At 42.7% G+C, this 16,095-nt stretch carries 17 protein-coding genes; 2 read left to right on the top strand and 15 right to left on the bottom strand.

Going from position 1 to position 16,095, the window contains the following annotated elements:
* The 11 genes from lysS to LI164_RS12330 all read right to left on the bottom strand — a co-directional run.
* The coding region (lysS, locus tag LI164_RS12380) for a lysine--tRNA ligase (RefSeq protein ID WP_227087238.1) at nucleotides 1-1,522 on the bottom strand (1,522 nt) is incomplete at its 3' end.
* Nucleotides 1,523-1,546: 24 nt separating this feature from the next.
* Nucleotides 1,547-2,029: a transcription elongation factor GreA gene (gene greA, locus LI164_RS12375; protein ID WP_227087237.1), complete on the bottom strand. Its 483-nt coding sequence runs from the start codon at nucleotides 2,027-2,029 to the stop codon at nucleotides 1,547-1,549.
* 147 nt (nucleotides 2,030-2,176) lie between these two features.
* Nucleotides 2,177-3,133, bottom strand: a complete 957-nt coding sequence (gene dusB / locus LI164_RS12370; RefSeq protein WP_227087236.1) for a tRNA dihydrouridine synthase DusB — start codon at nucleotides 3,131-3,133, stop codon at nucleotides 2,177-2,179.
* A 90-nt stretch (nucleotides 3,134-3,223) separates the two neighbouring features.
* The gene (locus LI164_RS12365; RefSeq protein ID WP_147567905.1) at nucleotides 3,224-3,994 is read right to left on the bottom strand and encodes a type III pantothenate kinase; all 771 of its coding nucleotides are present in this window, start codon (nucleotides 3,992-3,994) and stop codon (nucleotides 3,224-3,226) included.
* Nucleotides 3,995-4,327 carry a DUF6145 family protein gene (locus LI164_RS12360; RefSeq protein WP_005330822.1) on the bottom strand — a complete coding sequence of 111 codons (333 nt, stop codon included), beginning with the start codon at nucleotides 4,325-4,327 and terminating at the stop codon, nucleotides 3,995-3,997.
* A gap of 90 nt (nucleotides 4,328-4,417) precedes the next feature.
* The gene (locus LI164_RS12355) at nucleotides 4,418-5,398 is read right to left on the bottom strand and encodes a biotin--[acetyl-CoA-carboxylase] ligase (RefSeq protein ID WP_029731065.1); all 981 of its coding nucleotides are present in this window, start codon (nucleotides 5,396-5,398) and stop codon (nucleotides 4,418-4,420) included.
* A gap of 72 nt (nucleotides 5,399-5,470) precedes the next feature.
* Nucleotides 5,471-6,463 carry an ornithine carbamoyltransferase gene (gene argF, locus LI164_RS12350; RefSeq protein WP_227087235.1) on the bottom strand — a complete coding sequence of 331 codons (993 nt, stop codon included), beginning with the start codon at nucleotides 6,461-6,463 and terminating at the stop codon, nucleotides 5,471-5,473.
* Between the two features lie 73 nt (nucleotides 6,464-6,536).
* Nucleotides 6,537-7,481: an SPFH domain-containing protein gene (locus LI164_RS12345; RefSeq protein WP_005330816.1), complete on the bottom strand. Its 945-nt coding sequence runs from the start codon at nucleotides 7,479-7,481 to the stop codon at nucleotides 6,537-6,539.
* Nucleotides 7,478-7,924 carry an NfeD family protein gene (locus tag LI164_RS12340; protein ID WP_040015254.1) on the bottom strand — a complete coding sequence of 149 codons (447 nt, stop codon included), beginning with the start codon at nucleotides 7,922-7,924 and terminating at the stop codon, nucleotides 7,478-7,480. Before LI164_RS12340 ends, LI164_RS12345 begins: the two co-directional genes overlap by 4 nt.
* Before the next feature lie 220 nt (nucleotides 7,925-8,144).
* Nucleotides 8,145-8,939, bottom strand: a complete 795-nt coding sequence (gene rlmB / locus LI164_RS12335; protein WP_005330812.1) for a 23S rRNA (guanosine(2251)-2'-O)-methyltransferase RlmB — start codon at nucleotides 8,937-8,939, stop codon at nucleotides 8,145-8,147.
* 12 nt (nucleotides 8,940-8,951) lie between these two features.
* Nucleotides 8,952-10,136, bottom strand: a complete 1,185-nt coding sequence (locus tag LI164_RS12330; protein WP_227087234.1) for a substrate-binding domain-containing protein — start codon at nucleotides 10,134-10,136, stop codon at nucleotides 8,952-8,954.
* Between the two features lie 242 nt (nucleotides 10,137-10,378).
* On the opposite strand from LI164_RS12330, the gene LI164_RS12325 reads away from it, so the two are divergent.
* Together LI164_RS12325 and LI164_RS12320 are read left to right on the top strand one after the other, a co-directional pair.
* Nucleotides 10,379-10,549, top strand: coding sequence for a DUF362 domain-containing protein (locus LI164_RS12325; protein ID WP_005330808.1), 171 nt, complete (start codon nucleotides 10,379-10,381; stop codon nucleotides 10,547-10,549).
* A 172-nt stretch (nucleotides 10,550-10,721) separates the two neighbouring features.
* Nucleotides 10,722-11,078, top strand: a complete 357-nt coding sequence (locus LI164_RS12320; RefSeq protein WP_147567908.1) for a hypothetical protein — start codon at nucleotides 10,722-10,724, stop codon at nucleotides 11,076-11,078.
* Here LI164_RS12320 and dnaB read toward each other — a convergent pair.
* From dnaB to galE, 4 genes are read right to left on the bottom strand one after another with little or no spacing between them, the layout of a single operon-like run.
* A complete protein-coding gene (gene dnaB, locus LI164_RS12315; protein ID WP_005330805.1) occupies nucleotides 11,061-12,401 on the bottom strand; it encodes a replicative DNA helicase in 1,341 nt (446 codons plus the stop codon). The two genes, LI164_RS12320 and dnaB, sit on opposite strands and share 18 nt — an antisense overlap.
* A gap of 13 nt (nucleotides 12,402-12,414) precedes the next feature.
* Nucleotides 12,415-12,864 carry a 50S ribosomal protein L9 gene (gene rplI, locus LI164_RS12310; protein WP_005330803.1) on the bottom strand — a complete coding sequence of 150 codons (450 nt, stop codon included), beginning with the start codon at nucleotides 12,862-12,864 and terminating at the stop codon, nucleotides 12,415-12,417.
* 2 nt (nucleotides 12,865-12,866) lie between these two features.
* Nucleotides 12,867-14,933: a DHH family phosphoesterase gene (locus tag LI164_RS12305; protein ID WP_215650432.1), complete on the bottom strand. Its 2,067-nt coding sequence runs from the start codon at nucleotides 14,931-14,933 to the stop codon at nucleotides 12,867-12,869.
* Between the two features lie 5 nt (nucleotides 14,934-14,938).
* Entirely contained in the window at nucleotides 14,939-15,958 is a 1,020-nt protein-coding gene (gene galE / locus LI164_RS12300) for a UDP-glucose 4-epimerase GalE (RefSeq protein ID WP_005340596.1), read from the bottom strand.
* Nucleotides 15,959-16,095: the final 137 nt, after the last annotated feature.

Raw genomic sequence — 16,095 nt, 5'->3', positions numbered from 1 at the left:
CTGTATTATTTACATCATTTTTCTTATTTACACCATCTAAGGACTTCATTGTCGGAAACAGAAGCACATCACGGATAGCCTCAGCTCCTGTCAGAAGCATACACATACGGTCGATACCGAATCCGATGCCTCCTGTAGGCGGCATACCAATCTCCAGTGCATTCAGGAAGTCTTCATCTGTATGGTTTGCTTCCTCATCTCCGGCAGCAAATGCCTCTTCCTGTGCAGCGAAACGCTCTCTCTGATCAATTGGATCATTTAACTCAGAGTAAGCATTTGCCATCTCCCAGCCATTCATAAAGAACTCAAATCTCTCTACATAGTTTGGATTTTCCGGTTTCTTCTTTGTAAGTGGAGAAATTTCTACCGGGTGATCCATAACGAATGTAGGCTGGAGCAAATGCTCCTCTACATACTCCTCGAAAAAGAGGTTCAGGATATCGCCTTTCTTATGTCTCTCTTCGAATTCTAAATTATGCTCTTTTGCAAGTTCTCTTGCCTGCTCCAGAGTCTCAACTTCATTCCAGTCAACTCCGGCATATTTTTTAACTGCGTCTACCATCGTGATACGCTCGAATGGTTCTCCGAGATCCATCTCGATTCCCTTGTAAACAATTTTCGTTGTTCCAAGTACTTCCTGTGCAACGTGACGGTACAGATTCTCTGTCAGATCCATCATTCCGTTGTAATCTGTATATGCCTGATATAACTCCATCAGAGTGAATTCTGGATTGTGTCTTGTGTCAAGACCTTCGTTACGGAATACACGTCCGATTTCGTAAACTCTCTCAAGTCCACCAACAATCAGTCTTTTTAAGTAAAGTTCCAGAGAAATACGAAGCTTCAAATCCTCATTCAGTGCATTAAAATGAGTCTCAAAAGGTCTTGCTGCAGCTCCACCGGCATTTGCAACCAGCATCGGAGTCTCAACTTCCATAAATCCCTGTCCGTCCAGATAACGGCGAACTGCACTGATAATTCTGGAACGTTTAATAAATGTGTCACGAACCTCCGGGTTCACAATCAAATCTACATATCTCTGGCGGTAACGTGTATCTGTGTTTGTCAGTCCGTGGAACTTCTCTGGAAGAATCTGCAGACTCTTAGACAGAAGTTTTACTGCAGATGCATGGATAGAAATCTCACCGGTCTTAGTCTTGAATACTTCACCTTCAATACCGATGATATCTCCGATATCCAGTTTCTTGAAATCCTTATATGACTCTTCTCCGATACTGTCTCTTGCAACATAAGACTGAATATTTCCGCTGAGGTCTAAAATGTTACAGAAAGAAGCTTTTCCCATAACACGCTTCTGCATCACACGTCCTGCTACGGATACGTGTTTTCCTTCCATCTCCTCAAAATTTTCTTTAATATCTGTTGCATGACAAGTCACATCATACTTTGTGATCTCAAATGGATTCTTTCCGTTTGCCTGTAAATCTGCAAGTTTCTCACGACGAACCTTTCTAAGCTGATTTACGTCAGGTTCCTGTGTATTCTTCTGCTGATCTCCCACTGCGATTCTCCTCTCTTCCTTTTCTTATACTGTACGTGTAATATCCAGTACTTTGTACTGCATAACTCCAGCCTGTGTCTCCACTTCTACAACATCTCCCATCGTCTTGCCGATCAGGGCATGTCCAACTGGTGACTCGTTTGAAATCTTTCCTTCCAGACTGTTAGCCTCTGTTGAACCTACCAATTTGAATTCGATTTCTTCGTCAAATGTGATGTCATATGCCTTTACTGTACATCCTACGTTAATCTTATCAAAATCAACTTCATCTTCTACAACGACTTCAGCGTTCTTGAGAATTGCTTCCAGCTCCTCGATACGAGCCTCAATATCACGCTGCTCATCTTTTGCAGCATCATACTCCGCATTCTCTGATAAATCTCCCTGTTCTCTAGCTTCTTTTATCTTTGCAGCAACTTCCTTACGCTTAACAACTTTCAGATTCTCTAACTCCTCTTCAAGTGCTTTTAATCCTGCATAAGTAAGTAATTTCTTCTTTGCTTCCATGGTATTCTTTTGCTCCCTTTCTTGAAAATAAAGATACTTTCACAATTTCATTATTATACAAAACCAGCCGACTATTGTCAATCATTTTGCACGATAAAGTATACGCAGTCTATAGTCTTTTTATGATGTTGCAATTACAAATTCTTTCTATTTTATTAACATCTTCAACAATTCTTCCAGCTCTTCGTAAGATTCTACCTGATTGATCTGTGCGCGGAACTTCGCTGCACCTTTCATTCCTTTTACATACCATGCCACATGCTTACGCATTTCCCGGATTCCAAGGTACTCTCCTTTGAATTCCAACTGCATTCTTGCATGCCGAAGCATCATATTCCGAATTTCTTCTTGTGTCGGTCTTGGTGGAATTGTTCCGGTTCTGTCATACTCAGCCAGCTCTCGGAAAATCCATGGATTTCCCTGAACACCACGTCCTATCATCACGCCGTCACAGCCTGTGATCTTCCGCATTTCCGCTGCCTTTTCGGCAGACGTCACATCTCCATTTCCAATAACCGGAATATGCACTGCCTCTTTCACCTGACGGATAATATCCCAATCCGCCTCGCCGGAATAATACTGTTCTCTTGTTCTTCCATGAACTACAACCGCTGATGCCCCAGCTTCCTCTGCAATCTTCGCGATTTCCACCGCATTTATATGATCATCATCAAAACCTTTTCGAATCTTAACCGTCACTGGTTTTTCAATCGCTTTCACAAGCTGTGATACGATTTCAAACACCAGCTTCGGATTCTTCATGAGCGCAGACCCCTCTCCATTCTTCACGACTTTTGGAACCGGACACCCCATATTAATGTCCAGAATCTGAAACGGCAGGTCTTCAATTCTCTTCGCCTGCTCGCTGATAATCTTAGGATCTGAACCAAATAACTGTAATGATACCGGATACTCCTGCGGGTGGATCGCAAGTAGCACTTTTGTATTTTTATTCTTATATTGCAGTGCTTTCGCACTGATCATTTCCATACATAAAAGCCCCGCCCCCTGTTCTTTACAGAGCAAACGAAAAGGCAGGTCTGTCACGCCTGCCATAGGAGCCAGAATGTACGGATTCTCTAATTTTAAATTTCCTATTTCCAATTTGAGACACCTCTTTAATTAATTAGGGACACCCTTTTACTAATTGGGGACGTAGTACTTTGGCATTTTACTACGTCCCCCGTTATTATTTTAACGTTTATTTTTCTCGTAAATCATCCGTAATCCTTTTAATGTAAGCTGTGGATCGTATACGTCGATGATATCTGTCTCTTTTGCAATGATCTTACCGAGACCGCCGCTTGCTACAACTTTTGCATCTACATATCCGGACTCTTCTTTTATCTTCTTGACGATATACTCTGTCTGCCCAATCTGTCCGAATACAATTCCGGCCTGCATACAGGAAATGGTCTCTTTTGCTAAAATGGATTCTGGTTTCTTAATCTCGACTGCCGGGAGCATTGCTGCCTGATTCCACATTGCCTGTGCAGAGGTGCGGATTCCCGGAGCGATAACTGCTGCCTCAAATGTTCCATCCGCTCCTACTACATCGTAAGTTGTAGCAGTTCCATAATCAATCACGATGACTGGTCCGCCGTGAAGTGTATATGCTGCCACTGCATCAACAATACGGTCTGCTCCGACCTGTTTTGGATTTTCAGTCTTTATCTTCAGCCCGGTCTTGATTCCGGCGGAAACTACGATTGGCTTGATTCCGAAATATTTGATCATGGCACTTCCAAGAGAATGCATAATGTCCGGCACAACTGATGCTACAATACAGGCATCAATATCTGACTTTTCAAATCCTTGATGCCAGATCAGTTCATTTAACGCAATTCCATACTCATCAGAAGTCCTCTGTATCTTCGTAGTCATGCGAAATGTTGCTGACAAATTCTCACCGTTAAATACTCCTAATGTAATGTTTGTATTTCCAACATCGATAACTAACAGCATCTATTCAATCTCCTCTCCCAGAAAAAATACTCGGTAATACAACTGCAGTGCTTCTAACAGATCCTGCTTTTCTCTCTGGATCTGCTTGATTTTCAGATGGCTTCCAATATCATCAAATGTTGGATCAAAGTCCTCGGAAGTCACTTCGAAACACAATTCTCCGTCTTCTTCAAATACGAGTGTCAGAATTCCGCCTACATCATTTACATACAGTACACACATGATCTTCAGCTCATCCTTTACATGATCCGGAAGTCTGTCAAAATCCGGGTTCAGATAATATTTTTCTTCATATGAATTCGCGCCACAAAGCACAACCTTATCCTGATACATAAACTACTCCTTTTTTATAATTTCTAAGCCGTGTAACACCAGGCAAAATCCTGTCAGGCTTCTCACGTCACACAAACTTATGTCCTGGGATTATACGTACCCATAAATCCCTCTTACAGATACTTCTCCTGCAAATATATGTTTTTCTTCGCCTTTTTGTGTGCGTACGATTAATTCTCCTGTCTCGTTGATTCCATATGCATGGGCATTATATTCATTTCCCGGCTCCAGAATCCGTACTTCTTTTCCCCGGTTTACAAGCATCTCATTATAACTCTCCTGTAATCCGGACAAATCACCATTTTCCATAAAAAGTGCATAATTTATTTCAAAATGCTTCATGACAGCTGCAATCAGTGCGGAACGTTTTACCGGTGCCCCTGTCTCAATCATAAGGGAGGTGGCTTTCTCTTTCAGTTCCTCGTCAAATACTTTCTGATTGACATTGATTCCTACACCGATGACCACATAGTTGATATAATCAATCTCCGTACTCATCTCTGTCAAAATTCCGCAGACCTTCTTTTTATTCATAACAATATCGTTCGGCCATTTGATTCCAGTCTCCATGCCGGTCACTTCCCGGATACCTTCTGCCACACTCTGTGCCATAACTAATGTCAGCATCGGTGCCTTTGTCGGTATCAGATCTGGCCGGAGCAGAATTGTCATATAAATGCTGATTCCTTTTGGGGATTCCCACACACGGCCTCTTCTCCCTTTTCCAGCCACCTGACGATCTGCCACAAAAAGTGTTCCATGAGCACCGTCTTTCTCACCCAGCTCTTTTGCCCGATTATTCGTAGAATCAATCTCATCAAAATAAACAATATTCTTTCCTGCCCATTCTGTATCCATAAGGCTTCGGATCTCCGCCTCCGACATAATATCCGGACTTTCGAGAAGGCGGTACCCTCTATTGCGCACCGCCTCTATCTCGTAACCTTCTTTTTTTAATTGTTCTATCGCTTTCCATACAGCCGTTCTGGACACATGGAATCTGTCGCACATCTGCTGCCCGGAGATGTAATCATCACTTTCTTTTAATAAGCGTAATATTTCTGATTTCATCTTTTATCTCTTCTTATCTTTTTCTATATTCAGACATTTCTCGAATGCCTTGTCATTTCATTGATCTTATGCTTATCTCTCGCCGAGTGTCGCTACCATAACTGCTTTGATCGTATGCATACGGTTCTCTGCCTCATCAAATACTTTTGACTGGGAAGACTCGAATACTTCGTCTGTAACTTCCATATCTGTCAGACCATATTTCTCGTAAATCTGTTTGCCGATCTTTGTCTTCAGATCATGGAATGCCGGCAGGCAGTGAAGAAAGATTGATTTCTCTCCTGCATTCTCCATAACTTTCTTTGTTACTTTATATGGTGACAACTCGCGGATACGCTCCTCCCAGACTTCGTCAGGCTCTCCCATAGATACCCATACATCTGTGTAGATAACATCTGCATCTTTTGTTCCGCTCTCTACATCTTCTGTCAGAGTGATGGTTGCTCCGCTTTCCTTTGCATATCCCTGGCAAGTTTCAACAAGCTCTGCATTTGGGAAATAATTCTTAGAGGTACATGCTACAAAATGCATTCCCAGTTTCGCACATGCGATCATAAGAGAGTTACCCATATTGTATCTTGCATCACCCATGTACACCAGTTTTATTCCTTTTAAATGTCCGAAATGCTCACGGATCGTCAACATATCTGCCAGCATCTGTGTCGGGTGATACTCATTTGTCAGTCCGTTCCATACTGGAACTCCTGCATATTTTGCAAGGTCTTCTACAATCTCCTGACCAAATCCACGGTACTCAATTCCATCGAACATTCTTCCGAGAACTCTTGCTGTGTCTTCAATACTTTCTTTCTTGCCGATCTGTGATCCTGTCGGATCAAGATAAGTTGTTCCCATGCCCATGTCATGTGCTGCCACTTCAAATGCACAACGTGTTCTTGTACTTGTCTTTTCAAAAATCAGCGCTACATTCATGCCTCTGTATTTATCGACTGGAATACCTTTTTTCTTCTTATCCTTGAGATCCGCCGCAAGATCCAGCATGTATGTGATCTCCTCTGGTGTAAAATCTTTCAGTGTCAGAAAATTTCTTCCCTTTAAATCCATCTCTCTTATGTCCTTCTTTCTGTATATTTACAAGCCGTCTCTTATCCGACTTGCTGTCATTCTGTCATATTTATTATTTCTGTGTATCATCAACTGCGACTTCTTTGATGCTCTTCACCAGTCCTGCGATTCCCTGGATCTCAGATGGAATAATAATCTTTGTAGCCTTTCCATCTGCAGCTTTTTCAAATGCTTCCAGGCTCTTCATTGTAAGAACTGCCTCGTCTGCTCCTGCTTCTTTCAGGAAGCGGATACCGTCTGCATTTGCCTGCTGTACTTTCATAATCGCCTCAGCCTGACCTTCTGCCTCACGGATCATAGCCTCTTTCTGCGCCTCTGCACGTAAGATTGCAGCTTGCTTCTCAGCCTCAGCATCCAGAATTGCAGATTCTTTATGTCCCTCTGCAACAAGAATCGTAGATTTTTTCTCTCCCTCTGCACGTAAGATTGCTTCACGTCTCTCGCGCTCTGCTTTCATCTGCTTTTCCATGGCATCTTGGATAGCTGCCGGAGGAATAATATTCTTAAGCTCTACACGGTTCACTTTGATTCCCCATGGATCTGTTGCCACATCCAGAGATGCCCGCATCTTCGTATTAATCGTTTCGCGGGAAGTCAGTGTCTGATCCAGCTCCAGATCTCCGATAATATTACGAAGAGTTGTCGCTGTCAGGTTCTCGATCGCCATGATCGGATTTGCCACTCCATAACAGAACATCTTCGGATCTGTAATCTGGTAAAATACAACGGTATCGATTCTCATTGTTACATTATCTTTTGTGATAACCGGCTGTGGCGCAAAATCTACAACCTGCTCTTTCATATCCACTCTTCTTGCAACACGATCCACGATCGGAAGTTTAAAGTGAAGTCCGGTTCCCCACGTTGCCTGGTATGCTCCCAGTCTCTCAATTACAAGTGCCTGCGCCTGTCTTACGATCTTCACACAGGAAATCAGTAATACCATAACAATAATTAAAATAATCACTAAAAATGTTCCCATTACTGCTGCCATCATATCTTCGTCTCCTCTCCATTCCTTACAATCAGTTTCACTCCCTGAATACCTTCAACTACTACAATTGCATTCTTTGGGATCTTTCCTTCCGGGGCATCTGTCTTCGCAGCCCACTCCTGCCCGCGCACCTCCACACGTCCTTTTGACGAAAGTGTGTCAATCTCTTCAATTACAAGTGCTTTCTGTCCGATCAGAAGCTCTGCTCCGGTCTTTTGTCTCTCTTGGTTAAAGTACTTCATGGCAAGCGGTCTTGTCACTGCCAGAAGTGCCAAAGATACAATTGCAAATATTATAATCTGCACTCCTAGTCCCAACCCCAGTACTGCCACAAGAAATGCAACTAATGCTCCTCCTGCGAACCAGATAGTCGTAAGCCCCATCGTAATGATCTCGATAACCAGAAACAGTACAAATAAGCTTAACCAGATAACCGTCGTCTGCATAATCTGCCCCTCCTTCATTCAAGATTCACGACCACATAGTACTGACACAAATCCTTCTATCACTCTATGCTTTCCAAAGCTGTCCTTTTCCATATCATTTTCCATGTCATTTTGAGGAAAATCCCAGCTTAACGGCTTAGTATCATATTACTATACTTTGCATAATAAAGCAACGAATCCCTCTCGGCATTCGTTGCTTTTTTCTCATCATTTATTTATCTTATCGTCTCTGTCTTGCTGCCTCGAATGTCAGAATTGCCGTAGCCACTGCCGCATTCAGAGACTCTACCTGTCCCTTCATCGGAATACGGATATACACCTGTGCCTGATCTGCCACCTCATCACGGAGACCATTTCCTTCATTTCCTATCAGAAATGCACTGGCTTTGCGATAATCTTCTTCATCGTAGGAATTTTTCCCTTCCAAATGGGCCGCATATGTGCAGATTCCTGCTTCTTTCATCTGCTTTACTTCCTCTGCCAGATCATCCACATAGCAGAATGGTACACGATAAGCCGCCCCCATCGTAGAACGGACTACCTTCGGATTGTACATATCTACACAGTCCTGACTCATTACAATCCCCGTCACTCCTGCGCCCTCTGCTGTCCGTACAATAGTTCCCAGATTTCCAGGATCCTGAATCTGATCCAATACAAGAAGAAGTGGTAATTCCCCACCTTTTTCCTTCACAATCTCAGTGATGCTGTATTGTTTCTGACGCACCAGGCAAAGAATCCCCTGCGGCGTCTTCGTGTCAGACACATATTCAAAAACAAAATCTGCCAGAATCTCCGGCTGCACTTTCGTTCCTGCCAATACCTGTTCTACAGCCTTACGCTCCCGATTCCAGAACTCTTCCGATGCATAAACTTCCACCAGACGGTCTTTTGGCACTTCCCGGAACATGCGGATACCTTCTACAAGGAAGACACCTTCTTCATCTCTGAGCTTTTTCTTCTTTTTTAAATTCACCAGTCGTTTGACTTTCGCATTCGACGTACTCGTAATCATATCATTTTCCTCTTAATTCAGAATACTCTGAACCGCTTCATCATTCAGATTCTGCTTTGTTACCCACACATATCCTGTATTGACAAATGCTTCATTTCCCATATTCAGCGCTGCTCTTGCAGAAGCAATCGTTGCCGCATACCCCATACCGAACGGATTCTGTACAACAAGTCCGTCAATCTTTCCTGCTTTCAATGCTTCCATCGAATCATCATTCACATCATATCCGACTATGAATGGTGATACATTCTTTCTCTCCATCTCATCGAGCACCAGTTCCATAGCGTCACTGTTACTTGCAAAACATCCCTTTACATTCGGGTGTTTTTCAAACAAATAATCAATCACTTCCTCTTCCGTAATATCCGCTGCCTGCTTGTCCGTTGCTAACTCCTGTATCATCTGGTTTTTGTAAGTGTCAATCTGATCCATATGGTATGTCTCTACAATCGTGATATTCGGATATGTGCTCTGAATCTGGCTTACAAATGCATTTTCCCTTGTCTGGGCTACCTGCGATTTCGAGTCCTGCATAAAAAGCATGACTTCTCCGGATTCCCCCATTGCCTCCGCCAGTCGGTTTGCTGCTTCTGTTGCACTTGCACTGTTATCTGTTGAGACAAATGCACTGATTCCCGGATAATCACTGCTTGAATCAAATGTTACAATTGGTGTCCCATTCCAACCGGCTTGATCGAACTGCACTTCGCATGCTTTGGCGTCTGCAATAGAAATTGCCAAAGCTGCCGGATAACGGGATAACTCCTCATCCAGAATATTAACTTGCTCATCCACATTGTCCTTATCAGATGGACCGCTATACACGACCTTGACTGCTTTTTTCCCTTTGTAGCCAAGCTGCTCATTGATATCTTTACCTGCCTGCTCGGCACCTTTTTTTACCTGCACCCAGAAATCGTCATTTGTCCCTTTTCCAATAATGGAAATGTAAGCGCCTTCTTCAAGCGATAATCCGCTGGCATCTCTGTATGCAGAAGGTTCGATCATATTCAGCTTTGCCTGATATTCCTTCGTCTTTTCTGTCTCCGTATCGTCTTGTGCCGCATCTTTTGAAGTATCCTGCGTCTTTGTATCATTTGCCTTATTGCTATCTGTGTCTGATGTATTTTTCGCACATGCAGTCAGCACCATAGCTGCACTAAGCAGTGCGATGATCATCTTGCATCTTTTCTTCATAATACCAATCCCCTTAACAATTGTCATGCATCTTATTTTCCACTTAAACACTATACACCATATTCGCGAAAAAAGCTTGAATTTTTTTTTAAAGAATTTCTTAAATATTTCTCTCACATGTCTTATTGATTATTTTTTTCACAATATACTGCTTGTATAATTGATTTTTTTGTATTATGATAGTAGCAGACGAAAATGTCTATGTCTATTCAACATATTTATGAAAAAGGAGGTAATTACCCATGGCACACGTAATTGGAGACGATTGTATTTCATGTGGAAGCTGCGAAGCAGAATGTCCAGTAAGCGCTATTTCTGAAGGAGATGGCAAATACGAGATCAACGCTGATGCTTGTATCGACTGTGGTGCATGTGCAGCACAGTGCCCAGTAGGAGCAATTTCCGAGGCATAAGATTCCACACATATAAGATTTAAACGCAAAAAGAATGTTCCGGTTCAGGAACATTCTTTTTTCTTGCCCCACGTTTTGACTTTTTTTGCACTTTTCATATGCTATTCTTGGGACAGGCAAAGGGAATCTATCCTTTTGCAAAGAAATCTTAATTGAATAAGGGGGTTTTATTATGGGCAATGCTCTGGAACAACTAAGAAAAGAGACCCGGGACGATGCCAGGCTTTACGGCTGTATTAGAGAACTCTATGAACAAGGAGTCCCTTTTGAAGAACTAAAAGCCGTCATTCCTGATATCCGGCGCACTCGTGAGCAGTTACATATGAAAAGAATGCTGGAAAACAATAACGAAGTCTTGATGCAGATGTTTAGTCGGGAAATGTCTTTTCTGTTGGATGCAAAGGAACGGCAGGAGGATGAACAGTTCAAAAAAATAGACCAGCTCATCAGACAACAGCAATCCTATCGGAAAGCTGCAGCTGAAGCTGGTCCAATCGGCAAATTAAAACGGCTATTCCTGCCTGCTTAAATTTGCAAACTTCGTGTATTCACCAAGCCAAGCCAGATTAACGGTCCCTACCGGACCGTTTCTCTGTTTTGCTATAATAATCTCGGCCTGTTTCTTAAATTCGGAATCTTTATTATAATACTCATCACGATAAATAAACATTACAACGTCGGCGTCCTGCTCGATAGCTCCGGACTCACGGAGGTCAGAAAGCATCGGGCGTTTATCCGGTCTTGACTCTACCGCACGGCTGAGCTGTGACAATGCAATGACCGGTACATTTAACTCTCTTGCAAGAGCCTTTAGTGAACGGGAGATTTCAGAAATCTCCTGCTGTCTGGACTCGGATTTCCCACCTACACTTCCACTCATCAACTGCAAGTAGTCAATGATGACAAGCTGAAGATCCTGCTCCAGTTTATATTTCCTACATTTTGAACGAAGTTCGGATACGGAAATACCTGGTGTATCGTCAATCACAAGGTGTGACTTTCCGATAATTCCGGCTCCTTCGATTAGCTTCTCCCACTCGGAATCTTTTAGATTACCGGTTCTGAGTGCCTGTGCATCTACCTGGGATTCCAGAGAAAACATACGGTTCACCAACTGTTCCTTTGACATCTCAAGACTGAAAATGGCAACACCTTTATTTTTCTTAAATGCAACATACTGGGCAATATTCAGTACGAACGCTGTCTTACCCATAGACGGACGGGCCGCTACAAGAACAAGATCTGACGGCTGAAGGCCGGATAATTTGTAATCTAAATCAATAAATCCTGTCGGGATTCCTGTAACAGTTCCTTTATTCTTTGAAGCTTTCTCGATTCGTTCCAGCGCATTTAATACAACATCTTTGATTGGAACATAATCTCCGGTATTGCGGTGCTGTAATAATTCAAATACCGATTTCTCCGTCTGTTCCATAATTACCGGAAGAGATTCTTTCCCGACATAACAAGTATTTGCAATTGACTCGGTCAGCTTGATAAGTTTTCGCATCATTGCCTTATCTGCCACGATCTCCGCATAATATTTTACATTTGCAGAGGTCGGTACTGCATTGACCAGATCCCTTACAAATTCCAGACTGGAAATCTCCGGCGGTACATCTTTTTCTTTCAGACGTTCCTGAAGTGTGACCAGATCGACCGGCTTTCCTTCATTAAAAAGTTCCACCATGGAATCAAATACCACTCCGTAAGATGTCTGATAAAAATCCTGACCACTGATGATCTCTGATGCAGTTGTAATCGCATCCTTGTCCATCAGCATCGCTCCGACTACTGACTGTTCCGCTTCGACACTGTGGGGCATGACCCGCTTAATGAGTGCCTCTTCCATGTACGGTTTCCTCCTAAGCTTCCTCTGTAACTACAACTTTCAGCTCTGTAGTTACTTTTGGATGTAATTTAATCGGCACATTGTGTGTTCCAAGAGATTTGATCGGATCTTTTAACTGCACTTTCTTTTTATCTACTTCCAGCCCAAGCTGAGATTTTACCTCTGCTGCAATTTCTTTGGAGGATACAGAGCCAAATACTTTCCCGCCTTCTCCGGTTTTGATGGAAACCTGGATCTTACCTGCCTCGATCTTCTTTCCTAATTCTACAGCAGCCTCATAGTGTTCCTGTGCTACTTTATCATCATTCGCCTTCTTAAGTTTCAAATCATTTAAATTCTTACCGTTAGCTTCTACACCTTTTCCTGTCTTCAGGATAAAGTTTCTTGCGTATCCGTCACTTACCTCTACTACATCCCCTTTTTTCCCAAGGGCTTTTACGTCTTCTTTCAAAATAACCTTCATGTCTATATATCTCCTTCTTTTATCATATTATCCAGAACCTGCTTCAGACATGCAACAGCCTCGTCCATATCCGTATGATTGAACTGCGCTCCCGAAGCATTCATATGACCGCCGCCGCCTAACTTTTCCATAATGACCTGAACATTGACCTCATCGATGGAACGGGCACTCACATAAATCTTTCCATTATATTCTGTCAATACAAAGGACGCTTTAATCTCACTGATATCCAGAAGTTCATTTGCCGCCTGTGCTCCGATGATCGTCGGACTCTCCACCTGAAGATCTGTACCTGTCGCAATGGCAAATTTTTTCTGATATACCTCTGCACTGCTGATAATTGCAGCTTTTGCGCGGTATCCTTCCATGTCATCCCTGAACATCTTACGCACAAGTGTGATATCTGCTCCGGATCTTCTGAGAAATGCTGCCGCTTCAAATGTACGCACTCCGGTACGATTCATAAAACTGTTCGTATCGATCATGATACCGGCATACATACTGCTTGCCTCCAGATTCGGAATCTGAATATCATCTACAATGTACTGCAGGATCTCAGATACCATCTCACATGCTGACGAAGCATAAGGTTCAATATAAGACAATAATGCATTATCAATACTATCACTGCTCTGACGGTGATGATCCAGTACGACAATCGTCTTTGCCAGATACAAAAGTTCTTCACATTCTACCATCTTCGGGCGGTTCGTATCCACAACTACGACCATGGAATTCTCATCCGCCAGGTTCAATGCCTGTTCTGATGTCAGGAACAGATCGTCCGGGTAAGACGGACTATTAATATACATATTATAGAGTGGTCTAAGAGATGCTGACACCTCATTGATCACCACATTTGCCTTTTTCCCAAGAGCATTTGCCGCTCTGCAGATACCGATAGCTGCACCAAAAGAATCTACATCTGTCAGTGTATGTCCCATGACAAATATCTTGTCATTGACTGTAATATACTCTCGCAATGCTTCTGCTTTAACACGGGCTTTGACACGCGTGTTCTTTGCAGTCATCTCACGCTTGCCGCCATAATATGTAATACCATGGCAGTCTTTGATAACAGCCTGATCGCCGCCTCTGGCAAGAGCCAGATCAATGGCAACACGGGCATAATTATAACTTTGGGAATAATTACCTGCACTGAGTCCCAGACCAATACTCAGTGTCAATGGAATCTGATTACCGATATTGACTGTTTTTACATCCTCAAGAAGAGAGAATTTGTCATCCTCCAGTCTCTTGAACTCTTGCTTCTTCAAAGCAATAAAATATTTGTCCGTCTCGGTTTTCTTTACGATTCCGTCTGCTTTTGCAATATACTGGTTGATCTTGCGATCCACCAGCGCAACTAAAAGTGACTGTCTGACTTCCTCTACACTATTCATGACTTCATCATAATTATCAATATAGATCAAGCCTGCAACCAGCCGCTGCTCTTCATTTTCCTTAATATACCGGTTCAGTTCCGTCACATCCTGAAGGTAAACCGCAATAAAATACTCTCGCTCTGCCGGCAATTCCAGGAGCTGCTCTGTCTCGCTGAATCCTTCCACAGACACACGTCTTAATTCCGCCTTATACTCACGGTCCTCATAGTAGACATCCATCTCTACCACGTCATTTTCTTCTTTTGGGAAAATGCTCCGGTTCAACTCTGGTATATATCTGCTCAGATACTTATCTTTCTGCGCTGTATCTCCAAACAACCGTTCAAACTGATCATTCATCCACAAGAGCTGTCCGTCCTCCAGAAGAATTGCATATGGAACAGACAATTCCTTTAAAAGCGTATTCTGTACAACACCATACTGAGCTGCAAATTCAATCAGATCTTTCATGATCAGTGATCGGCTGTATACATACAAAATCCCAATGCCGACTATATAAATCAGCATAAATATCAACATGAGTGTACCGGCTTTGATATCAATGCAATAGATCCACAAATTCAATAGGAGAAGCATGATCGCCATCGCGATCGGCCAACGCATGTAGTTCTTCAGTCTGCCACTGATATGCGCCCCTCGCTTCTTGCTCAAGCCTTCATCCATAGTCTTTATCCTCTATACCCCTCCGGGTTCTGTGACTGCCAGCGCCATGCATCTTCGCACATCTGTTCCAGACCTCTCTCAGCCTTCCAGCCAAGTACTTTCGCAGCTTTCGAAGGATCCGCATAGCACATTGCAATATCTCCTTCACGTCTCGGTTTGATTTCATATGGAATTTCTTTTCCACATGCCTTGCTAAATGCTTTTACCATATCCAATACAGAATAACCAACACCTGTTCCCAGATTGATGATATCCAGTCCCGGATTCGAGAAAATGTATTTGATTGCTTTTACATGACCAACTGCCAGATCCACAACGTGAATGTAATCACGTACTCCTGTGCCGTCCGGTGTATCATAGTCATCACCAAATACTCCTAATTTTTCAAGTTTTCCAACTGCCACCTGAGAAATGTATGGCATCAGATTGTTCGGGATTCCTTTCGGATCTTCCCCGATTCGTCCGCTCTCATGTGCTCCGACCGGATTAAAGTAACGGAGTAATACTACATTCCATTCCGGATCAGCAGCCTGAACGTCTGTCATGATCTGCTCCATCATAGATTTTGTCCAGCCATATGGATTTGTACACTGTCCTTTCGGGCAGTCCTCTGTAATCGGCATTGTCTCCGGATTACCATATACAGTTGCAGAAGAACTAAATACAATATTCTTCACGCCAACTTCGCGCATGACTTTCATAAGCGTCAGTGTTCCTGTAATATTATTTTGATAATATTCCAGAGGCTTTCTTACAGATTCTCCGACTGCTTTAAGCGCTGCACAGTGAATAACTGCATCTACCTGCTCTTTTTCAAACATGGCTTTTAAAGTTTCAGCGTTCAGAATATCTCCCTCGTAAAATGTGATTGTCTTACCTGTAAGCTCTTCTACGCGCTTCATAGACTCCTGGGAGGAGTTGCAGAGATTATCATATACAACTACCTCGTAACCCTCCTTCAAAAGTTCCAATGCAGTATGACTTCCAATATATCCTGCTCCACCTGTAATTAATATTTTTGCCATCTTAATCTCCTCCATATAAGAATTGATATCTTACCTTCCATTACTTTGTAATGATTTTTCCACTCAATATCAATGTCTGCTTTCTGATCTGATATCAAGAAGTTTCATTTTTGTCTTATTATAGCACTTCCCAATTG

The sequence above is a fragment of the Dorea sp. 210702-DFI.3.125 genome (genome assembly GCF_020560945.1).
Lineage (GTDB): Bacteria > Bacillota > Clostridia > Lachnospirales > Lachnospiraceae > Dorea > Dorea formicigenerans.
This window is presented reverse-complemented; position numbering and strand designations above follow the sequence as displayed.